Source organism: Bacillus sp. EB01, from assembly GCF_000613125.1.
In the GTDB taxonomy this organism is placed as follows: Bacteria; Bacillota; Bacilli; order Bacillales; family Cytobacillaceae; genus Bacillus_D.
This window is the reverse complement of the sequence record NZ_HG964497.1, coordinates 4,921,077-4,941,426: the sequence shown is the minus strand read 5'-3', so window position 1 is coordinate 4,941,426 and position 20,350 is coordinate 4,921,077. Positions and strand designations below refer to the sequence as shown.

Annotated in this window: 22 protein-coding genes; 5 read left to right on the top strand and 17 right to left on the bottom strand. The window is 43.5% G+C overall.

What is annotated here, in order from left to right; translation table 11 throughout:
• Window positions 1-5 precede the first annotated feature (5 nt).
• The 3 genes from TY16_RS23365 to TY16_RS23355 all read right to left on the bottom strand — a co-directional run bounded on the left by TY16_RS23365 (window position 6) and on the right by TY16_RS23355 (window position 2,675).
• The gene (locus TY16_RS23365; protein ID WP_043934116.1) at window positions 6-1,325 is read right to left on the bottom strand and encodes a CBS domain-containing protein; all 1,320 of its coding nucleotides are present in this window, start codon (window positions 1,323-1,325) and stop codon (window positions 6-8) included.
• Window positions 1,326-1,434: 109 nt separating this feature from the next.
• Window positions 1,435-1,677 (bottom strand): hypothetical protein, encoded by a 243-nt coding sequence (locus tag TY16_RS23360; RefSeq protein ID WP_043934115.1) that lies wholly within the window; start codon window positions 1,675-1,677, stop codon window positions 1,435-1,437.
• 317 nt (window positions 1,678-1,994) lie between these two features.
• Window positions 1,995-2,675, bottom strand: coding sequence for a metal-dependent hydrolase (locus TY16_RS23355; protein ID WP_043934114.1), 681 nt, complete (start codon window positions 2,673-2,675; stop codon window positions 1,995-1,997).
• A gap of 165 nt (window positions 2,676-2,840) precedes the next feature.
• Between TY16_RS23355 and TY16_RS23350 the strand changes: the two genes are divergently transcribed.
• Window positions 2,841-3,944, top strand: coding sequence for a M24 family metallopeptidase (locus tag TY16_RS23350; RefSeq protein WP_043934113.1), 1,104 nt, complete (start codon window positions 2,841-2,843; stop codon window positions 3,942-3,944).
• A 61-nt stretch (window positions 3,945-4,005) separates the two neighbouring features.
• Here the strand turns inward: TY16_RS23350 and ald are convergent, their stop codons facing one another.
• The 3 genes from ald to TY16_RS26440 form a co-directional block, all read right to left on the bottom strand.
• Window positions 4,006-5,130, bottom strand: coding sequence for an alanine dehydrogenase (gene ald, locus TY16_RS23345; RefSeq protein WP_043934112.1), 1,125 nt, complete (start codon window positions 5,128-5,130; stop codon window positions 4,006-4,008).
• A gap of 140 nt (window positions 5,131-5,270) precedes the next feature.
• Entirely contained in the window at window positions 5,271-5,477 is a 207-nt protein-coding gene (locus TY16_RS23340; protein ID WP_052342885.1) for a hypothetical protein, read from the bottom strand.
• Window positions 5,478-6,053: 576 nt separating this feature from the next.
• Window positions 6,054-6,215 (bottom strand): hypothetical protein, encoded by a 162-nt coding sequence (locus TY16_RS26440; protein ID WP_155922309.1) that lies wholly within the window; start codon window positions 6,213-6,215, stop codon window positions 6,054-6,056.
• A 174-nt stretch (window positions 6,216-6,389) separates the two neighbouring features.
• On the opposite strand from TY16_RS26440, the gene TY16_RS23335 reads away from it, so the two are divergent.
• Both TY16_RS23335 and TY16_RS23330 read left to right on the top strand, forming a co-directional pair.
• Window positions 6,390-6,842, top strand: coding sequence for a universal stress protein (locus tag TY16_RS23335; RefSeq protein ID WP_043934111.1), 453 nt, complete (start codon window positions 6,390-6,392; stop codon window positions 6,840-6,842).
• A 43-nt stretch (window positions 6,843-6,885) separates the two neighbouring features.
• Entirely contained in the window at window positions 6,886-7,206 is a 321-nt protein-coding gene (locus tag TY16_RS23330) for a hypothetical protein (protein WP_043934110.1), read from the top strand.
• A 134-nt stretch (window positions 7,207-7,340) separates the two neighbouring features.
• On the opposite strand, the gene TY16_RS23325 is transcribed toward TY16_RS23330, so the two are convergent.
• The 5 genes from TY16_RS23325 to tpx form a co-directional block, all read right to left on the bottom strand.
• Window positions 7,341-7,856: a MogA/MoaB family molybdenum cofactor biosynthesis protein gene (locus TY16_RS23325; protein ID WP_043934109.1), complete on the bottom strand. Its 516-nt coding sequence runs from the start codon at window positions 7,854-7,856 to the stop codon at window positions 7,341-7,343.
• Window positions 7,853-8,692, bottom strand: coding sequence for an EcsC family protein (locus TY16_RS23320; RefSeq protein WP_043934108.1), 840 nt, complete (start codon window positions 8,690-8,692; stop codon window positions 7,853-7,855). The genes TY16_RS23325 and TY16_RS23320 overlap by 4 nt, the downstream gene beginning before the upstream one ends.
• A 192-nt stretch (window positions 8,693-8,884) precedes the next feature.
• On the bottom strand, window positions 8,885-10,078 hold the full coding sequence (locus tag TY16_RS23315) for an acetate kinase (RefSeq protein ID WP_043934107.1): 1,194 nt from the start codon (window positions 10,076-10,078) through the stop codon (window positions 8,885-8,887).
• 291 nt (window positions 10,079-10,369) lie between these two features.
• Window positions 10,370-11,353 carry a class I SAM-dependent methyltransferase gene (locus TY16_RS23310; protein WP_043934106.1) on the bottom strand — a complete coding sequence of 328 codons (984 nt, stop codon included), beginning with the start codon at window positions 11,351-11,353 and terminating at the stop codon, window positions 10,370-10,372.
• 408 nt (window positions 11,354-11,761) lie between these two features.
• Window positions 11,762-12,262 carry a thiol peroxidase gene (gene tpx / locus TY16_RS23305; protein WP_043934105.1) on the bottom strand — a complete coding sequence of 167 codons (501 nt, stop codon included), beginning with the start codon at window positions 12,260-12,262 and terminating at the stop codon, window positions 11,762-11,764.
• 164 nt (window positions 12,263-12,426) lie between these two features.
• Here tpx and TY16_RS23300 point away from each other — a divergent pair, with 164 nt between their 5' ends.
• Window positions 12,427-13,191, top strand: coding sequence for a VOC family protein (locus tag TY16_RS23300; protein ID WP_043934104.1), 765 nt, complete (start codon window positions 12,427-12,429; stop codon window positions 13,189-13,191).
• A 326-nt stretch (window positions 13,192-13,517) separates the two neighbouring features.
• Here the strand turns inward: TY16_RS23300 and ytfJ are convergent, their stop codons facing one another.
• From ytfJ to sppA, 4 genes are all read right to left on the bottom strand, one after another.
• On the bottom strand, window positions 13,518-13,991 hold the full coding sequence (gene ytfJ, locus TY16_RS23295) for a GerW family sporulation protein (protein WP_043934103.1): 474 nt from the start codon (window positions 13,989-13,991) through the stop codon (window positions 13,518-13,520).
• 28 nt (window positions 13,992-14,019) lie between these two features.
• Entirely contained in the window at window positions 14,020-14,691 is a 672-nt protein-coding gene (locus TY16_RS23290; protein ID WP_043934102.1) for a DUF2953 domain-containing protein, read from the bottom strand.
• A 94-nt stretch (window positions 14,692-14,785) separates the two neighbouring features.
• Window positions 14,786-15,175: an RDD family protein gene (locus tag TY16_RS27015; protein WP_081773166.1), complete on the bottom strand. Its 390-nt coding sequence runs from the start codon at window positions 15,173-15,175 to the stop codon at window positions 14,786-14,788.
• A gap of 289 nt (window positions 15,176-15,464) precedes the next feature.
• Window positions 15,465-16,475, bottom strand: coding sequence for a signal peptide peptidase SppA (gene sppA / locus TY16_RS23280; RefSeq protein WP_043934101.1), 1,011 nt, complete (start codon window positions 16,473-16,475; stop codon window positions 15,465-15,467).
• Between the two features lie 145 nt (window positions 16,476-16,620).
• Here sppA and TY16_RS23275 point away from each other — a divergent pair, with 145 nt between their 5' ends.
• On the top strand, window positions 16,621-17,424 hold the full coding sequence (locus TY16_RS23275) for an NAD kinase (RefSeq protein WP_043934100.1): 804 nt from the start codon (window positions 16,621-16,623) through the stop codon (window positions 17,422-17,424).
• A gap of 83 nt (window positions 17,425-17,507) precedes the next feature.
• Here the strand turns inward: TY16_RS23275 and rarD are convergent, their stop codons facing one another.
• Complete coding sequence (rarD, locus tag TY16_RS23270) at window positions 17,508-18,425, bottom strand: EamA family transporter RarD (RefSeq protein ID WP_043934099.1); 918 nt, start codon at window positions 18,423-18,425, stop codon at window positions 17,508-17,510.
• A 236-nt stretch (window positions 18,426-18,661) separates the two neighbouring features.
• Entirely contained in the window at window positions 18,662-20,269 is a 1,608-nt protein-coding gene (locus tag TY16_RS23265; RefSeq protein ID WP_043934098.1) for an amidohydrolase, read from the bottom strand.
• Between the last annotated feature and the right edge of the window lie 81 nt (window positions 20,270-20,350).

The window sequence follows — 20,350 nt, the reverse complement described above, 5'->3', positions numbered from 1 at the left end:
GAATCTTAATGCCTGTCTATAAGCTGGCACATCATCATTGCTTTTCCAACGAGGACCCCTTCGTTGAATACCTCGATATCCACCTTCCCGAATTTCCTTCCTACTTCAAGAACTTTCGGATATATTTCAAGGCTGCTTTCAATTTGCACGGGCCTTAAAAAGTAGATAGTCATATTCTCAACAACAAGGTCACCTTTTTTGTATCCTCTTAATACCCTGCTTGCTGCTTCTGTAACAATCGTAGTGAATACTCCATAGGAAATTGTTCCGAGATGGTTTGTCATCTGCGGGCTTACCTCTATCTGGTAAAAGTCATCCCCTTTTGTTTTGCCTGTGGAAAGGGTCATCTGATTCGTGACAATATCATCTAATGTTTCTCCCACCTGCGGTTGGCGTTGAATCATTTGCAGAGCTTTTAGGACATCTTGCCGGCTAATGATTCCCTCAAGCCGGTTGGAATCATCGACGACAGGAAGAAGTTCAATGCCCTCCCATACCATCATATGGGACGCTGATGCAACACTGGTCTTGCCGCTGACCGTCATCGGGTTCTTAGTCATCACTTTTTCAATCAGTGTATCAGGATCATGGCCTATGACGTCCTTTGCAGTAACCATTCCTTGGATTTTCATGCTTTGGTCCACAACGGGATAACGCCCATGTTTGGTTTCCCTGTTAAACATATGCCATTGGCTTGCCCTGTCGGTTGTTCGCAAATAGACGGTTTCCGCCAACGGTGTCAGAATATCCTCGACAAGGGTGATTTCCTTTTTAATCAACTGGTCATAAATCGCCCTGTTAATCATCGTTGCAACCGTAAATGTGTCATAGCTTGTGGATATGACCGGCATCTGCAGCTTGTCCGCCAGGCGCTTAACATGCTCTTCGGTATCAAAGCCACCAGTAACCAGTACTGCCGCTCCTGCTTTTAGTGCATGCTCATGGGCCTTTATTCTGTTTCCGACAATCAATAGATTTCCGGCGCCAGTATAACGCATCATCGCTTCAAGCTTCATCGCGCCGATGACGAATTTATTCAATGTTTTGTGCAGGCCGGCGCGCCCTCCTAAAACTTGCCCTTCGACTATGTTGACGATTTCTGCATAAGTCAGTTTCTCTATATTTTCTTTTTTCTTCCGTTCAATCCTGATTGTGCCGACTCGTTCAATCGTACTGACATATCCTTTGTTTTCCGCATCTTTTATCGCCCTGTATGCTGTTCCCTCACTTACATTCATCGCCTTGGCGATTTGGCGCACTGAAATTTTTTCTCCGATAGGGAGCTCGTCTATATAATGCAGGATTTGTTCGTGCTTAGTTGCCAAGACCTTCACCCTTTGCTTTTGTTTCCGCTATCCATTGCGGGTTTTCCTATTATTTATTATAAGGTTAATAATTTCCCGATTCAATGAAGGATAGCCGAAAAAACATAGGCTAAAGACTTTTGCCCCGGGCTTGAATTCTTTTCCTGCTTGTTTGCAATGCCCCCTTATCTTGTTTCTTGCTCTTTCTTACAAGTCCTGCCAAATTCCCGCTAATGATAAGCAGCGCTGCAGTTGACCAGGCAGCGGTAAAGGCGCCTGCTTCACTGGAAAAATCGAGCGACAGCTGGGGAGCCGCATAATAAACCATCAATACCGCTAAAAGCAAACAGATAAGCAAACGATTTTTCTTCATTCCGATTCCTCCACTTCACTATGCTAGTTCCATTATTATGCTATAGCGAAGCAAATAAGACGGCTTTCCATTGATTGAGGATGAAACCTTATCAATCGTTCTATTGGATACATTTCGTATGTCTCTGGAACCCAAAACATTTCCAATACCGCTTATTGGTTACATTTTGCATGTGTTCTGAACCTGAAACGTTGTCAATACGGCCTATTGGTTACATTTCGCGTGTTTTCTGATCACAAAACGTTGCCAATACAGCTAACACCTGCATGTCCCCAGAAACTTGAAGAATATTATAGATGGTTCCCTGGAGGTAGGCCTCACAATTCCAGCGAATCACCCGGTTCCATTACCCTCCCATTTTCCCCCTTAAGCAAATCTACAAAAGCATGCGGATCCTGCTTAATTGGCGGGAAAGTATTGTAGTGCATCGGTACAACTAGTTTTGCATTCAACAGCTCAGCCGCATAGGCTGCATCCTCCGGTCCCATTGTAAAGTTGTCTCCGATGGGAAGAAAAGCCAAGTCAATAGGGTGCCTTTCGCCTATTAATTTCATATCCGAGAATAATCCAGTATCCCCGGCATGGTAAAGGGTCTTTCCTTCAGCCATAACCAAAATGCCGGCTGGCATTCCGCAATAAACCAACTGCTTATCATTTGTTTCATAACTTGAACCATGAAAAGCCTGGGTAAGCTTTACCCTTCCAAAGTCAAATTGGTAAGAGCCGCCGATATGCATTCCATGGGTTTTTACTCCCTTCCATCCTAGGTAAGTTGCCAGCTCGTGATTTGCGATTACGAGGGAATCATTCTTTTTTGCGAGGCTGACGGTATCGCCAACATGATCGTTATGCCCATGTGACAGAATAATAACATCTGGTTTTTCTTCATCCGCCTTCAAATCTGTCAGACCGTTAAAGCTGATGAACGGGTCTACCAGGATGGTCTTGCCTCCGGTTGTAATTTTCACTACTGAATGGCCATGATATGAAACTTTCATGTTATAATCCCCTTTCTCCTTGTTTATTAATATTTTTCCATTTTTTTCGGCTATTTCCTGCCGCTATTTCCTTATACCCTTAATTTTAGGCACTACCACCCAATATCACTTAGAAAAATTGGTATAATAGTATGGTGTACATAGAAATTGACTGGAGGTTTCATAATGAATCAAAGATTAGCAAAGCTTTCTACATGGATGAAAGAACAAGGAATAGATGTTTGTTTTTTAACATCTCCTGATAACGTCTTTTATTTGTCCGGATATTACACAGATCCGCATGAACGGTTATTGGCATTGGCTGTATTCCAGGAGGAAGAGCCTTTCCTCGTTTGCCCAGCCATGGAAAAAAACGATGCCAGGAATTCAGGCTGGCAAAATGAAATTATCGGCTTTAACGATACGGATAATCCATGGGCAATGATAAATAAGGCAATTGCCGCCCGGACTTCCGCCTCAATCCGCAGGGTTGCAATTGAAAAAGAGCATATGAATGTGGAACGATACGAAGAAATTCAACGCCTTTTCCCGGATGCCTCCGATATTCTTTCCGCTGAAGAAAGAATGAGAACACTCAGGCTTGTAAAGGACGAACGTGAAATGAAGTCGCTACGCGAAGCGTGCTCCCTTGCAGACTATGCAATCGAAGTTGGCAGCAGCGAAATACGCGAGGGAAAAACCGAGCTTGAAGTGCTAGCCGCGATTGAATATGAATTAAAGAAAAAGGGCGTTAGTCAAATGTCCTTTAGCACCATGGTCCTTACAGGTAAAAACGGCGCATCCCCACACGGTAATCCTGGCCAAACCAAAATCCAGAAAGGGGACCTCGTCCTTTTTGACCTCGGGGTGGTGGTAGACCGCTACTGCTCAGACATTACTAGGACAGTTGCCTATGGAGATATAAACGACAAGCAAAAGGAAATCTACGATACTGTTTTAAAAGCAAACTTGGCTGCCATTGAGGCATCCCGTCCTGGTGCACCATGTTCCGAGGTGGACCTTGCTGCCAGGAACGTAATTGCCGATGCGGGCTATGGTGAATACTTCCCGCACCGCCTAGGACACGGGCTTGGAATCAGCATTCATGAATATCCTTCACTGACATCAACAAATCCGCTTTTAATTGAAGAAGGCATGGTATTCACAATTGAACCAGGCATCTATGTTCCTGAATTGGCTGGAGTCAGGATTGAAGACGACGTTTATGTAACCGCTGGTGGCGTGGAAATATTGACTAAATTCCCGAAAGAATTACAGATAATAAAGTAACAATCAGCGAAAGTAAAAAAGCAGGATGTTGGCTTAATTAGTCGGCATCCTGCTTTCTCTTTTATTTAAGTTGTTCAAGAAGGCTTCTTGTATTATTGAATTCTAATCCGTGCGCTTCAGCAACAGCCTCATAAGTAACGAATCCATTCAGCGTATTGATTCCCTTAAGCAACGCTTCATTATCAAGGCATGCCTGCTTGAAGCCTTTATTGGCAATTTGAAGTGCGTATGGGACAGTCACGTTTGTTAAAGCAATTGTCGAGGTTCTCGGTACTGCACCTGGCATGTTTGCGACCGCATAATGGACAACCTCGTGCTTGATATATGTTGGGTTATCATGTGTAGTGATTCTGTCGGTTGTTTCAAAAATACCGCCCTGGTCGATAGCGATATCGACGACGACACTTCCTGGCCTCATGGACTTAATCATTTCTTCAGTGACAAGCTTTGGCGCTTTCGCACCTGGTATCAGTACAGCCCCAATGACCAGATCGGATTCTTTAACAGCTTCGGCAATATTAAGTGGATTGGACATGAGGGTAGTAATTTCCGAACCAAAAATGTCATCCAATTGGCGTAGACGATCAGGATTAAGGTCGATGATGGTAACTTTGGCGCCAAGTCCGATTGCCATTTTCGCTGCATTTGTACCGGCAACCCCTCCGCCAATAATTGAAACCGTGCCTCTTTGAACCCCAGGGACACCAGAGAGCAGGATTCCTCGTCCACCATGGAATTTTTCCAGAAATTGAGCCCCTATTTGTGCCGCCATCCTCCCAGCTACTTCACTCATTGGGGTCAGAAGCGGCAAGGCTCCATTTGGCAGTTGGACAGTTTCATACGCAATCCCGACTACCTTGCTTTCAATTAACGCTTTCGTCAATTCTGGTTCCGGAGCTAAATGTAAATATGTAAACAAGATTAAGCCTTCATAAAAATATTTGTATTCTTCAGGAAGCGGCTCCTTAACCTTCATAACCATTTCCTTTTCCCATGCTTCTCTGGCTGTTGGAACAATTTGTGCCCCAGCAGACAGGTAATCCTCATCAGTAAAGCCAGAACCCAGGCCTCCACCTGATTCTATATAAACTTCGTGGCCGAACTTTAGCAGGTTGACAACTCCCGCCGGTGTCATCGCAACTCTGTTTTCATTGTTTTTTATTTCTGCTGGTACTCCAATTTTCATCCCATTGCCTCCTACGTCATTTTCATTGACAAGCACTGCAATCCTTTTTATTTTAACAAAAGAAGCTATCGCAGGGAAATTTTATAATTAAAGCAAACAAACGGAGTGCCTGCTGAAGCCAGGCACTCCACTAATTAGATTTACCAGTAGTAAGGATATCCGTAATAAGGATACGGGTAATAAGGATACGGATAAGGATAAGGATAGCCATATCCATATCCAGGTCCAATCAGGGCACCAGCCGCAAGTCCGCCAAGGAAACCACCAAGGAATGGTCCTCCAAATCCAAATCCCCATCGACGCCTACCCCAACGTCCAAACCCCCAAGGTTGGCGCATATCATTCATATCATGCTGGCCATGGACACCAAATGCCTGGGGCTGAGCAGCCATTAATTGATAGTCATTATTCAACTCATTTCCTCCTCATTTATTTCTGGGTACACTAAAGGATATGCACGGGACACAAGATGGTATTGGGTATCCGCCCTGACTGACAAAAAAACCGGGCATAGTTTTCCGTCTATACCCCGACCTGTTATAAAACTCATGATAAAAACCAAGGCGGCGGAGTGGAGAATAGCCAAACATCGTTTTTATAGGTGGACATATCGACCCCTGCACAGAACAAAAGCGCAAGCGCGTTCGTGACAGGCAAAGAACGCCTGTCCCTGCGATGATTATTCTAAGGAGCTTTCCTTAGTGGTCATCGCCGTACAAAATGGAGGGACTTCGACTGAGATATAGGAATCACGAAGAGCGCTAGCGATTCGATGATGACTTATCGTAGGGAGGAGGCCTGAAGTTTGCTAGGCGATAGGCGCTGGAGCTAGACGTAGATACGCTCAGTAATAAAAGTTATCCACAGTCGCGAAATTTATAAATTCCTTAAACATAAAAAAAGCTGCCTCGGCAGCTTTTTTGTTATTCTCCTTTAGATTGGAGATTTTCCTGCGTCCTTGTCTTTGCTTCCTGCTCTCCCATAAATCCGCTGTTGTAGGAATTCATGATCTGGGTGCTGACTTCCTCTAGCCCTTTTTCCTCAATAGTAAAACGGCTGCGCTCATTCTGGTTCTTGTCCTTCATTAGAAGTTTCCTCCAATTGTTCTTTTCGTCCATATCATTAGATTACTTCTTTATTTTTTCGAATTTCCCAACACATATGCACTGTTTTTTATGTATAATTTGGTTTATATAAACATGCATCTCGTCACTTCGGAATTATGTATGTTTGCACTCTCATTTTTTGGGGGAATGTCCATGGCGAACCATTATCAAAAAATCCTTGTGGCGGTTGACGGCTCCAAGGCAGCGGAACTGGCTTTTAAGAAAGCTATTGGGATAGCATCGAGAAATCAAGCCAGATTGCTCCTCGTTCATGTGATTGACACACGTACATTCTCATTAGTTGAAGCATATGGTCAAGGACTTGTTGACAGAGCTGCACAAAATGCCAACGAATTGTTGGACATGTATAAACAGCAAGCCAGATCAGCCGGTATTGTTGACGTTGACTATATCATTGAATTCGGTTCTCCAAAGTTAAGGATTCCAAAAGATATTGCCCAAAACAATAATATTGACCTTATTATCTGCGGCGCCACTGGTATGAATTCGGTAGAACGTTTCCTGATTGGAAGTGTCTCGGAGAATATTACTCTGCACGCGCCATGTGATGTCCTTGTGGTGAGGACAGAAAAGGAATTTACGTAGAATTATAAAACCCTTGCCTATAAGGATAGATTGGAGGAAGAGAATGGAACAGTTTTTCAGTTATGATAGCAGACTTGGTATACCTTTACCACGCCTTGAAAAAGATTTTAGCCAATATGATAGGGACATCCGAGAAAAAATTCTTTTCTCCTGGGAACAAATACGCGGTGCGATTCCCGACCGGATTAAGGAGCTTGAGCTTCATATTAATGAAAAACAAGCAGCTCTTTCAAACGAAGGCAGCTTCACTAAATCCTGTGAGCTGAATAGTGAGATTGCGGAGCTAGCCTCTATTATCAATGATCTATGGTTGTGGTACAGATCAGCCGATTCATTAGAAGAAACAAATAAAATGCACTCGTAATGGTGAGGTCTGAGTTGATTGTGTAATTGATTTATTATTTGGATTCCGCCCATTATGTTGTTTTTCTTAAACGCTCCAATGAGCTTGAGACGGTAAAAAGCTCCCGCATGGTCGAGAGCTTTCTTTATTTTCTATTATTTTAAATCCTTTTTCAGTTCCCTTACGACATGGCCAATTTCGGGCAAAATTAATTTTTCCATTGCCAGCCTTACCGCCCCGGTGGAACCAGGCGTTGAAAAAACAGCTCGGTTGTTGACGACCCCGGCAGCTGCGCGAGAAAGAATCGCAGCTGAGCCAATATCTTCCTGGTAACTAAGCATTCTGAATAATTCTCCGAACCCAGCAATCTCTTTTTCGAATAGCTTCGTAACCGTCTCAATGGTTACATCTCTTTTCGCAATCCCTGTACCGCCATTAGTCAGAATCACATCGATTCCTTGAGCTGAGGCCCCCTTAAGGACTTCCGCTTTTATCGCTTCATCTTCATCTTTTACAATTACATAATCGGCAATGGTATGCCCTTGAGATTCAAGAAGGCTAATCATTAATTTCCCGCTTTTGTCTGTATCTTTATCCCTAGTATCACTAACGGTAATAATTTTGCAAGAAACCGTATTTGGAGCCTCTGTTTTATGCTCACTAACACTCATAAAATGTCCTCCTTATTCATCAAGTACCGAAGCCGGTAATAGTTATGGGAAAAATCGGTCACTCTTCTGGTCAATTGATAATTTGAAACGGCCCCTACCGCCATACTGACAATAGGAAGGCCCTGTATCAGTTTTTTCCTGAAAGCCGCTATTACAATTGCCTTAAGAAGCTGCCGAATCGGCTGTTCAAGCCAGGAGGCATCTGTCAATCTGTCATTCCCCTGGTAAAAATAGCGGTCATCCTCACTATTCAGGTCCTGTTTAAGCGAATCCCAGCTTTCAGCCTGAAGCCTGGGAGGCAGTGTTGCAGTATGAAACACTTTCAAGGCGGTCATCATTTCAAATGGGGTATTTACTTCTATTCCATATGTCATCGATAGCAGCTGGACAGCACGAAGATTAATGACAGCCATTGCGGGGATGTCGATTCCAAGCAGTAAACTTCCTCCAGTCCCTGACATTCCTCCCTGTGCGAAGGAATACATCCTGTGCCGGGCAATTTGCTGTTGAGCAATAAAATTCAATTCGTCAATGTCCAGTTTTCGCAAGTCTTCAATTCTCTCGATATCATGATTGAATACTCTTGCTGAAGCAAGGATTCGGTCTTTAGCATCCAATTGGAATTGTGCTCCTAATATCATCGCGTGGAGATGAAACATCCAAGTATCAACAAGTGAAAAAAACTTAGTCTGTACATCTTTAGGAAGCATTGAAAAACCAGCTTCCAAATATTTTTCATACGTAATTTGAAAATCGTTCGGCTCATAGGCCTGCATACGATTTTCCCAGTCTTTTATCTCTGCAAGGACACTCTTTTCCCGATCTGTCAGTACCATAGCCAGCCCCCTCATATGGACTTTTCAACAGTATAGCATAACTGGCAGAAAATAGAGAAAATCGAAATAAAAGCATACGTGAATTCGTGCCAGGCTGGAGTTCGAGGTTAGACAAACTCAATACATTCACATTGGCCAATTAATAACTGCAAAAAAGCTGCACCAGTTGCCTGGCGCAGCTTCTTAATATTCCTATTGAATATTACCTAGACGCAATACGTCACGGGCAATCATTACTTCTTCATCTGTCGGAATGATAATAACCTTAACAGGAGAGTGTGGATAGTTGATAAATGCCTCTTCTCCTCTTACCTCGTTTAATGAAGGATCCCAATAAACACCCATGAATTCGAGTCCGCGAAGTACCCTCGCGCGGATTGAAGCACTATTTTCACCGATACCAGCAGTAAAGATGATTGCGTCTACTCCATACATACGGGCAGAATAAGAACCGATGTACTTATGGATTCTGTTTGCAAACACTTCAAGTGCTAGCTCGGCACGGTCGTTACCTTTTTCAGCTTCAAGTTCGATATCCCTAAGGTCGCTTGAGAATCCGGAAACAGCAAGCATACCGCTTTTCTTGTTCAGAACATCAAGAACTTCTTCAGCCGTTTTCCCAGTCTTCTCCATGATGTATGGAATAAGGGCAGGGTCAATGTTACCCGAACGAGTACCCATTGTTACACCAGCAAGTGGTGTGAAGCCCATTGAAGTATCAATCGACTTCCCGCCTTCAATAGCAGCAATGCTGGCACCGTTGCCTAGATGGCAAGAAAGCAGCCTTAGCTGTTCAATTGGGCGTCCCAGCAATTCAGCAGCACGCTGGGAAACATATTTATGGGAAGTTCCATGGAATCCATATTTCCTAATACCGTATTTTTCATAATATTCGTATGGCAGGCTGTATAGATAAGAGCTTTCAGGCATAGTCTGATGGAACGCTGTGTCAAAAACGGCTACAGCAGGCACGTCAGGAAGAACCTGCTGGAATGCACGGATACCTGTAAGGTTGGCTGGGTTATGCAATGGTGCAAGTTCAGATAGTTCTTCGATTTTATTCAATACTTCTTCTGTAATAAGCACTGAATCAGTGAATGTTTCTCCTCCGTGAACTACTCTGTGACCAATACCGCTAATTTCATCAAGTGACTTAATAATGCCTGTTGATGTAAGCTTGTCCAACAAAATTTTAACGGCAACTTCATGATCGGGAATTTCTGTAACTTCCTTGATTTTCTCACCGCCGACACTGATAGTAAAAATAGCATCATTAAGGCCAATCCGTTCGACAAGGCCCTTTGTGATAACTGTTTCGCTAGGCATTTCAAAAAGCTGGAACTTCAATGAAGAACTGCCCGCATTAATCGCAATAACTTTTGACATTTAATAAACGCTCCTTTTTTATTGCCTTTCAAAACCAGAATTTCTTTACTAAACTGCAGTCCATCTGGGTTATTTTATACCACAAGACAATATTATATGTTCTCTTTAACCATTGTACCCACTCCTAAAACCGATTATCAAGGTCTGAGAGTTATTGCAAACGTTTTCCGAACAAAAGTAAATATATTCAGACTTTTCATTCGTATTTCAGTCACTTTTCCGACACATTTTTTGTAATTAAATGGTCATTTTTATAAAAAAAGCACCCTCCTAAAAGGAAGATGCTTAACATTATTTATTCTCTGCAATCCATGTATTGATATTCGTCAAGATTGCTTCAGTCCCCTTCTGATTTGAAAGTGAAGGAAGTTCTGCAAGCAGGACCTGTTTTGGCGGTTTCGTGCCCGCTCCTGACTTTTGAAGAATCAGAATGCTTTTAGCAGATTGCTTTGATTTGAACATCGAGAGCGGGAGCTGGAGAAGGCCTTGTATATGGGCATTTCCCTTTAAGTATTCATTAAGCGTTGGTGCTTCCGGACTTTCAAACAAACCATTTGGGATTACAAAAAATAAATATCCTCCCGGTTTTGTCTGATTCATGGATTGCTCAATGAACAAGTGATGGGCATATGAATGGCCTTCCGATGCGGAAAGTTCATATTCAGAAGCGCGCTCATCATCTGGATAATATCCGACCGGCAAATCGCTTACCACTGCATCAACAGGTTCAATAAACACTTGTTTCAGGCTGTCCTGGTTAAAAAGCTGGACAGCATGCTGCTGAAGATTTGCATTTACATATGCAAGCCGGATGAGCACATCATCAATCTCCAGCCCGACAGATTCAACCTGTTTATGTATTTGCTGGTTGATTACGGTGGTTAGTAAGTTGCCTGTTCCCACCGCTGGATCAAGCAGCCTGAAAGAAGTATTCCGGACAAATTTTAGGACAAGGTAACCCATAAGCATCCCGACGGAATCTGGTGTCATTTGGTGGTTGGTCTGGACATTCTCTTTCATTCCTTTTAAAATCGCAAGCTGAAAAGCCTTTCTCCGCTCTTCCTTAGAAAAAGATTCAAGCCTGATGGATTCATAACTCTTTTTAAGCCTCTTGCCATTAAGCTCACTCACTTCATCCTGTAGAACCGTTCCGTGGAACAGATTTTCTCCCGTTTCGGCAAGAGCTTCTAAATATGTGCAAGATAACTCCTCCTGCAGGACGGTTGTTGTTTCATTAAAAACGGCAAACAATTGTTCAACCGGAGATAGTTTCATATATAAGCCTCCGTTATTTCATTCTTTTTCCCATTGTAGCGGCTTTTGCCCTCATCCACAAGGGAGAGGAATTAAGAAAAGCGAAAGCGCCTTGACCAGCGCCGTATGGACTGGAGGGCCTCAAAGGAGATAAAGGAAACACGATGAGCGCAAGCGAATCGATGTTGACTTATCGTAACGAGGGGACCGAAGTACACTAGGCGCTAGGCGCTCCTCGAAAAACTACCCCTTTTTCTTCGTGCGATGCTTATGCTGCCGAAGCATTCCTTGTGGAGCTAGACAGTTCTCAAAAATATTACTTTTATTAAAATTATAAAAGCCCCGGAACACCGGGGCTAACAGTAAACTGCCAGCTTCAATTCTACTGTAGCAGCCTGATTAGGGACAGTCCTATTCTACATCCCTTGACTATTGAGCTTTTTTGGCAGCTTCAAGAGCCGCTTCATAATCCGGGTGTGTTGTTCCTTCGCTTACATACTCAGCATATGTAACAGTATCGGAAGAATCTACAACAAATACAGCGCGGGCAAGCAATCTTAATTCCTTCATAACAACTCCGTACGCTTCTCCAAAGGAAAGGTCGCGGTGGTCGGAAAGAGTTTGTACGTTTTCAACACCAGCAGCCCCGCACCAGCGCTTCTGTGCAAAAGGAAGGTCAACACTAATCGTTAGGACTTTCACATTGCCAAGGCTGCTCGCTTCTTCATTAAAGCGGCGCGTCTGTGCGTCGCATACCCCTGTATCAAGTGATGGCACAACAGAAATTAGCCTTACTTGTCCCTTAGTATCCTCAAGAGTTACCTCGCTCATATCATTAGCAAGGACAGTAAATGCAGGTGCTTTGTCCCCTACCTTTACTTCACTTCCAACCAATGTTACCGGATTGCTTTTAAATGTTACAGATGCCATTCCCAATTCCTCCTTCATCGTATGGTACAATATCCCTGTACAAGTTAACTATGTACAGAGTAAATATAACTTTCCCACCTACTTTTTGCAAAAAATATAAACTTTAGTTTTCTCGATTACAAAAATAGGAAAAGAAATAAAAAACTAAGGGAGGCAGCTGCTTTTTGAAATATAGTTGGGACCATACAATTCAGCACGTCAATAATCTTGAAAAAAGCATTGATGTATTTGGCGCCCATGGGCTTAAGGTATTTATAGGCGGCTCACATACCAATTGGGGAACCTACAATGCACTCAGTTATTTCGGGCTTTGCTACATTGAATTCCTCGGCATTGAAAATCTAAATCTTGCAAAGCAAGTAGAAGAGCCCATCTTGTTTGTCAAGGATTGTCTTGAACTGCTTCCAGATCAAGAGGTTTTTGGCCGGGTTGCCCTCCGGACAGATGATATCGAAAAAGCAGCCCAGTTATTGAAGGAAGAGTCTCTATCTGTATCGGACATTTTTGAAGGAAAAAGGCGGAATGCCCAGGGACAATTGATTGAATGGAAAATGCTGATGCTTGAAGGTAACTTTGAAGGACTTATGTATCCATTCATCATTCAATGGAGGGATACTGATGATTCCAGGAAAAAGAATTTGATGGACACAGGAGCCATTTGCCCCCACCCAATTGGTTCAGTGGATCTCTCCAGTGCTATTTTTTCAGTAGACAATCCAGCCGAGGCTGCCAGCCACTGGAGCAAGCTGTTCAGATTTTCGGTTGAACATATAAACGATCAATCCTCGGTTCTTTCTGTCAACGGCAAATCCTTTCTCTTTCAAAAAGGAGCCGCCAACCGTCTGACCGAGCTCCTTTTTACAACCGATAATCAAGCCATGAAAGGCAGGACCATCACTCTCGGAAATGCCACTTACAGATTTAAATAAGAAAAGGGCAAGCCTGTGCGCTTGCCCTTTTCTATAATTAAAATTTTAGATGTTTTCACCATTTGAACGTCTAGCTACAGCGCCTACGCGTGCGCAAACTTCAGGTCTCCTCCCTACGATAAGTCATCATCGAATCGCTAGCGCACTTCGTGATTCCTTTATCCCACTCTTAAGGCTCAGTAAGCCTCATCCGTCGGCAACTGAACCTAAAGGTCCGATTCGTTCAACTAACCATCTGCAAAAATCGCTGATGGAAGTTTCACTTTATCTCAGTCGAAGTCCCTCCATTTTGTACGGCGATGACCGAGGCGCTTCCGCTTTTGATCCTAGAAATCCAAATCCTCATCGTCAGATTTGCTCTTTTTCTTATCGCTGTCTTTGTTCTTTTCTTTGTCCTGAGCTTGCTTGTCACTTGAACCGGATTGGCTCTTCTTGGACATCATTTGCTGAATCTTATCCACGGCCTGCGGAGCCGTTTCAAGAATCCTTTCAAGCAAATGGGTGCTCTCATCAAGATGGAGCATCTTAACTCCCTGTGAGTTTACGATGAGAAACGCAATCGGCGTAATCGATACTCCTCCGCCGCTGCCTCCTCCAAAAGGATGCTTACCGGACTCCTGACTACCTTCGCCAAACTCAGTGCCCCCTGCTGCAAATCCAAAGCCCACCTTTGAAACAGTAAGAATCACACTTCCATCAGGAGTTTCGACCGGATCACCAATGATTGTATTCACATCAATCATTTCTTTCAGGCTTTCCATCGCGGTCGTCATCAACCCCTGAATAGGATGCTCTGACATAAAGGTTCCTCCTTATTATAAAAAATCATTATTCCTCATTCGGCATAACCTGCATTGATTTTGAAATAATCTCACTTTTTTTGCCTTTCCAATGTGTAAAAATCCTGATTCCTGCTGAAATAGCTTTCCCAGCCCGGAAGGTAAACATACACGCTAACATTGTTCCTGCTATCCTATATTGAAAGTACGGCGTTACATGCAGGGAGGGCTTAACCTTCAATTTCATATGATGATGCACCAGGCCCGCAATGCTTCCTTTCACAGCCCAAACAGCACCAGCAAGCATGCCAGTTATAGCAGCATCCCCAGCACCAATTGCGGTTTTCCAGTCGAATTTCCTTACCGTAATTTGCGCAAGAAATTCCACTAAAATCGGCTGCACACCAATGATTCTATTTATGATTTCCTTTCCTTTTTCCAGCATTGATAGAAGTTCCTCAGCAGATAGCCGGCCTCCTGTGTCCTCTATTTCCTTGCCGCCTTTTTCACCCTCGGCTTTAAGAGCGGGTGGATTAGTTTCAGCCTCAATGACTGGAATTTTCACTGTATAACGAATCAGTCCGAACCAGGCCCGAAGCTGAATGTGGAGCTTATTGTTACCGCTATAATTCTCATATTCAACATTTATGGTAATTCGGGTCATCCAGATTAGTATAATTAGCAAAATAATACCAATTAAAATAAGAGAGAGCCAAAGCACGTTTGTTCACGCCCTTTCAGCCTGTTAGTATTTGCCATTAAACAAAAAAATAAACCTGTCCCCCCATGGGAACAGGTCTCTAATGAATTATTTATTAACGATCAACATGAATCACAGCTGTGTCCGCAAAGATATCATGCAATGCCTTCTTTTGTGGATGAAAAGCTGGTATAAGATACAAAACAAATATAGTCTTTGAAATAAAGCGGCCAATCCATTCTCTAATCAGGACATCCTGCCAGCTCAATTTCCCATCCTTCAGGTCGATGACAGCCAGTCCAAAGGCCATTTTACCCAGGGTCTGCCCCAGGAATTTGGTCATCAACACAAAGTACAAATAAAATAGAACCGCAGTAGCAATAGTTTCCGGAGAAAACAAACCTCCTGACGAGGGGATCCCGATAAGCATAAACACCGGCGAAATAATGATACGCCCAATGCTTCCAACCACTAGCAGATCAAGCAGGTATGCCCAAAACCTCATCCAAAATCCAGCTCTTCTGACTGGGTACCTTGGAACCGTTTCAGTTTGATGGATACCATTCAGTGAGGATCGCTTCCGATGGTGTTCTGCAGCGAGAGGGTTCGTCTCAAATGCTTCCTTTGTCTCTCCCCGTCTACCATCGCTAGCTGTTTCCGTTTCACCCAGGCGGTCATGCTTTTCGTCCCCCAGCACTCCCTCATGGAGGGGCTGGTCAGCCTCCGTTTCTTGATTCTGAGGTCGGAAGCCGTTTTCTTCTGGTTTATCATTTCGTTCCATTAAGCTTCCTCCCTTATTCAGAATACAAATACATTAGCCGCGGGGAATTGGTTTTGGAAATAATGTCCAAAAGCCCCTGAATTTCAATATCTCCGCCAAACACTTTTTGAGCTCCCATGCTAAAAAGAGATCCAAATCCCATGCCAGTGGCATAGCGGACCACTTGGGCATCACCTAGGTCCTTGTCCTTCTTCATTGCATCAATTACATCATCAAAATAGCCAAACGCATCAATTAGGCCAAGCTCCTTTGCCTGCCGCCCGTCGTAAATCCGGCCATCAGCAAGTTTCTTTACTTCTTCAACGGGCATATTTCTGCCTTCGGAGATCACCTTGACAAAACCTTGATATGAATTGTTAATCATATCCTGAAGGATTTTTCTTTCCGCATCGGTCATCTCTCTCGTCGGACTCATGATATCCTTGTATGGGCCACTTTTGATTGTTGTAAATTCAACCCCATATTTTTCGGCGAGCCCTTCATAATTGATTCCCTGCATGATAACGCCTAACGAACCAGTCAAGGTTTCCTGGCTGGCAAAAATTTTATCTGCAGGTGCCGATATGTAATAGCCTCCGGAAGCAGCCATCGATCCCATTGAAATATAGACAGGCTTTTTCGTTTCTTTTTGAATTTCTACGATCCGATCATGGATTTCAGCGCTTTCGACAACACCGCCACCTGGTGAATTTACTCTAATAATGATTCCTTTAACAGCGTCATCCTCCTTGGCACTGTCAAGCTGTTCAAGAAACGTGCGATGATTATATGCAGGGCTTTCAAGCAAAGAAACAGCATCTCCCGTATCCTGAATGGTTCCATTTACATCAAGAACCGCGATTTTTTCAAATTCACTGCCTTCTTCAATAACTTCCTCTACAAATCCTTGTTCTGCTCCAGCAAAGATATCTGTAAAATCGCTTTCGATACCTGCGGAAGCAAAAGAAGATAAGAAACTAATAACTACGGAAAAGAAAAACAATACAGCTGCGATTCCAATCGCGGCCCAGCGTTTTCCATTCATATGCAGGTCCCCCTTTTTTGCTAATTTTCTGTTTCGTTTTTAAAATGTACCAAGACATGCTAAACTTGGTAATAAACAATACTAGTTTATCAAATCGGGTGTTTATTTGATACAAATAACTCTAGCCCTTTGAGGAGGAAATGTGATGCCAAATCGTAAGAATCTTTATCTATATCATAGCAGGGATGCTGAAATCCTGAAGAAGGTTAAGCCCATTTATGACCAGGCAGAGAAATATGGCTTTACGCTGGTTAAGGATTATCACGATGCAAACATCATTACCAGCATAGGCGGTGAGGGAACCTTCCTTCAGGCAGTTCAAAAAACGGGTTTTCGGGATGACTGTCTCTACGTAGGCATATCAACATCAGAGAGCTTAAGCATGTATTGCGATTTTCAAATTGACAACCTTGAAGGTTTGGTTGAAGCTGCTTCCCAAAATGACCAGATCGAGGTACGCCGCTATCCAACCATTGAGGTAACTGTGGATAACGAAAGTACATTCCAGTGCCTGAATGAATTTAGCATCAAGTCCTCCATAATCAAAACGTTCGTCCTTGATGTGTACATAGATGATTTGTACTTTGAAACCTTCCGGGGAGACGGAATGATTGTCGCTACACCAACAGGAAGTACAGCTTACAACAAATCTGTCAACGGTGCCATTGTTGACCCGCTCCTTCCATGTATGCAGGTGAGCGAGCTGGCTTCCGTGAATAACAACCGTTTCAGGACTCTCGGCTCCTCTTTTATCCTGAGCGGCGACCGCACCCTTACCCTTAAGGTGGTTAAAGACGGGAACGATTATCCAACAATGGGTATGGACAACGAGGCATTAAGCGTCCAGCATGTTGAAAAGGTTCAAGTAAAGCTGAGCAATAAAATCATTAAGACTGTAAAGCTAAAGGACAATTCTTTCTGGGAAAAAGTTAAACGGACGTTTCTTTAATATAAAGCGTAAGCGCCTTGGTAAGGCGAGCTTAATAAAAAAAGGCATTCTCCGGTATTTCTACTGGGAATGCCTTTTTTTAGTTAGTGTTTCCTAAGCCTTAGCCCAATCGTTGTAAACAGTTTTGACTTTGACAAGGAGTAAATGGTAAGAGCTGACCAAATGAACATAAATGCCAGAAGCTGTATGCCGCTGAAATGTTCTTCATATACAAATACACCAAGAATTAGAGTTAAAGTCGGTGCAATGTATTGAAGGAACCCTAGCATAGACAGCGGTATTCTTTGCGCCCCTCCAGCAAAAAGCAGGAGCGGCAACGCGGTAGCAGGGCCGGCGGCTGCAAGGAGAAGATTTGTCCCAATCCCATTATGAAGGAATGCCGATGTGCCTTCCATTAGTAGGAATCCGAGATATACAGCCGCAATAGGCGTCACAACCATTGTCTCAAGTGTTAACCCTATAGCCGCCTCTACCTTGATCAGCTTTTTGGCCAGCCCATAAATACCGAATGAAATTGCTAGGGTTAAAGCAATCCATGGGAAATGTCCATAAGAGAACGAAATAATTAACACACCTGTAAGAGCTAAAATAAAGGAAACGTATTGGGCAAGGCTTAATTTTTCCTTTAGAACAATCACACCGAGAAGAACACTGACTAACGGATTCATATAATAGCCAAGGCTTGTTTCTATCATTTGTCCTGAATTGACAGCCCAAATGTAGACAAACCAATTGATTGTAATCAACACAGACGCACAAGCAAGAGCATACATTTGCTTTGGATGTGTCCGGAAACCCTTTACTACAGCAGACACGGATGCCTGTTTATTGGTTAAATATAATAGGATGGCCATAAATACAAAGGACCAAAAAATACGGTTCGCCAGTATTTCAATTGAGTCGACATGGCCGAGAAGCTTCCAGTATATTGGCAAGAGGCCCCAAAGCAGATAGGAAAAGCCCGCTTGAATCGCTCCATTTTTTATATCGTTATTCCCCATCATTCTACCCCGTTCTTTCTAGTTTCGAAATAATTCACATTATAACTCAAAATGAAGTGAATGTGGGGGTTTTTAAAAAAATAGCCTTAGAAACATTAATCATGCGACTTGCTATGCGGATCTTAAGGTGAAGTATTCTACTTATGAAGACGGGAACAGATGATAAAATGATCGCTACCCTGCCTTCATTTAGCTTATAAAGACGGGAACAGACTAAATTATGAAAACGAAAATTTCTATATTTTATTAAAAAAGTCACTGCTGGTCTCAAAGACTACCTCACCGCCAATGATTGTCATGACCGCTTTGGTTTCGGCAATTGTCTCTTTCGGTATAGTAAACAGATCCCGATCGATAACTGTAAAATCAGCGATGTTCCCTTCCCTTATCTCACCACGGTCGTTTTCATGGCTTGCCGCAAATGCACTTCCCTTTGTATAAAGGCTTAGCGCTTCATAAACCGTCAATGCCTGGCCGGCTCCATACACATTGCCATTTGCTATCCTATTAACGGCTGAATCGATTCCCTTAAATGGATCAGGATACTCGATTGGCGCATCGGATCCACCTGAGCAGGCAATTCCACGGTCGATTAACGTTTTCCACGCATATGCATGCTCAAGCCTGCTAGTCCCTATCCTGTCGATCACCCAAGGAAAATCCGATTGCAGGAATACAGGCTGCAGGTCAAGGACAAGCGGCAGTTTAGCAGCTCGTTCAATCAAATCCTCGCGAAGTATCTGAGCGTGAATTAGCCGATCCCGTCCAGGGCCCTTCAAAGGGTGTGCTTCAATGGCATCAAGGCAATATTCAAATCCCAAATCTCCAATCGCATGGATGGCTACCGGCATGTTATGCTTTCTTGCTTCTCCAACAAGCTTTGACAGCTCATCACGAGTAAAAATCGCCACTCCGTTGGTGGAGGGTTCATCATCGTATGGCTCACTTAACAGAGCAGTACGGCCGCCAAGTGCTCCGTCCGAGAAAATTTTCATAGCGCCAAACTCTACCCACTCGTTACCTGAGTGAAAAGAGAATCCCCCATTGGCAAAATCCTCGATTACGCCATGGTGGACAAGCAAATGGGCACGGAATTTCAAGCCATCATTTTCAATCGCTCGTATGAATACCCTCAGAGTCTTTTCAAAGCTGCCGTAATAATTTAAATCTTCCGTGTGTACACCAGTGATTCCTAGACTATATAAATCATGGATGGATGCCTTAATAGCACGTAAAAGATAGTCCTCCGACGCTTCAGGAACGACAGAGTAAATTAGAACCTGGGCACTGTCTTTCAACACACCGCTAATACTTCCGTCAGCGTCAGTCGAAATCACCCCTCCAGCGGGGATTTTTGTTTTTTCATCAATCCCCGCAGCCTCTAGGGCCAGGGAATTTACAACAATTGCATGCCTGCAGATTCTTTTTAAAAGGACAGGCCGATCTGGCACAATTTCATCAAGCTCAGCTTTGTGCAAGGGCGTGGGCTCGTCCCAAAGGTTTTCGTTCCAGCCCTCACCAATGAGCCATTCGCCATCCTTTAAACCTAGCGAATACGCTTTGACAGCTTCGAATACTTCCTGCCTGTTTTTGCAGGAAGACAAATCGAGGCGGATGAGCCGCTCTCCATGCCCAATTAAATGAATATGGCTGTCTACTATGCCGGGAATCATCGTACAGCCCTGCAGGTCAATTTTTTTATCAATTTCTCCCAAATAGGCAGCCTCCAGCTCAGCCTTGCAGCCAATTTTCATAATCTTTCCATCCTTTGTAAGAACGGCCTCTACCTGATGCCCTTCCTCTATCATTGTATAAATTGGGCCCCCATACATAAGTGTAGCCATTCTGTCATTCTCCTTTACTCAAATCTAAAGCAGGCGGAGACCCGCCTGCTTTTCATTTTACAATTAATGCCCCAGTTAAAC

Excerpts from the sequence above, each read along its gene's own strand:
- TY16_RS23360 (WP_043934115.1), bottom strand. The coding sequence starts at position 1,677 with ATGAAGAAAAATCGTTTGCTTATCTGTTTGCTTTTAGCGGTATTGATG.
- TY16_RS23355 (WP_043934114.1), bottom strand. The coding sequence starts at position 2,675 with ATGAAAGTTTCATATCATGGCCATTCAGTAGTGAAAATTACAACCGGA.
- TY16_RS23350 (WP_043934113.1), top strand. The coding sequence starts at position 2,841 with ATGAATCAAAGATTAGCAAAGCTTTCTACATGGATGAAAGAACAAGGA.
- ald (WP_043934112.1), bottom strand. The coding sequence starts at position 5,130 with ATGAAAATTGGAGTACCAGCAGAAATAAAAAACAATGAAAACAGAGTT.
- TY16_RS23340 (WP_052342885.1), bottom strand. The coding sequence starts at position 5,477 with ATGAATGATATGCGCCAACCTTGGGGGTTTGGACGTTGGGGTAGGCGT.
- TY16_RS26440 (WP_155922309.1), bottom strand. The coding sequence starts at position 6,215 with ATGAAGGACAAGAACCAGAATGAGCGCAGCCGTTTTACTATTGAGGAA.
- TY16_RS23335 (WP_043934111.1), top strand. The coding sequence starts at position 6,390 with ATGGCGAACCATTATCAAAAAATCCTTGTGGCGGTTGACGGCTCCAAG.
- TY16_RS23330 (WP_043934110.1), top strand. The coding sequence starts at position 6,886 with ATGGAACAGTTTTTCAGTTATGATAGCAGACTTGGTATACCTTTACCA.
- TY16_RS23325 (WP_043934109.1), bottom strand. The coding sequence starts at position 7,856 with ATGAGTGTTAGTGAGCATAAAACAGAGGCTCCAAATACGGTTTCTTGC.
- TY16_RS23320 (WP_043934108.1), bottom strand. The coding sequence starts at position 8,692 with ATGGTACTGACAGATCGGGAAAAGAGTGTCCTTGCAGAGATAAAAGAC.
- TY16_RS23315 (WP_043934107.1), bottom strand. The coding sequence starts at position 10,078 with ATGTCAAAAGTTATTGCGATTAATGCGGGCAGTTCTTCATTGAAGTTC.
- TY16_RS23310 (WP_043934106.1), bottom strand. The coding sequence starts at position 11,353 with ATGAAACTATCTCCGGTTGAACAATTGTTTGCCGTTTTTAATGAAACA.
- tpx (WP_043934105.1), bottom strand. The coding sequence starts at position 12,262 with ATGGCATCTGTAACATTTAAAAGCAATCCGGTAACATTGGTTGGAAGT.
- ytfJ (WP_043934103.1), bottom strand. The coding sequence starts at position 13,991 with ATGTCAGAGCATCCTATTCAGGGGTTGATGACGACCGCGATGGAAAGC.
- TY16_RS27015 (WP_081773166.1), bottom strand. The coding sequence starts at position 15,175 with ATGAGGTTTTGGGCATACCTGCTTGATCTGCTAGTGGTTGGAAGCATT.
- sppA (WP_043934101.1), bottom strand. The coding sequence starts at position 16,475 with ATGAATGGAAAACGCTGGGCCGCGATTGGAATCGCAGCTGTATTGTTT.
- TY16_RS23275 (WP_043934100.1), top strand. The coding sequence starts at position 16,621 with ATGCCAAATCGTAAGAATCTTTATCTATATCATAGCAGGGATGCTGAA.
- rarD (WP_043934099.1), bottom strand. The coding sequence starts at position 18,425 with ATGGGGAATAACGATATAAAAAATGGAGCGATTCAAGCGGGCTTTTCC.
- TY16_RS23265 (WP_043934098.1), bottom strand. The coding sequence starts at position 20,269 with ATGGCTACACTTATGTATGGGGGCCCAATTTATACAATGATAGAGGAA.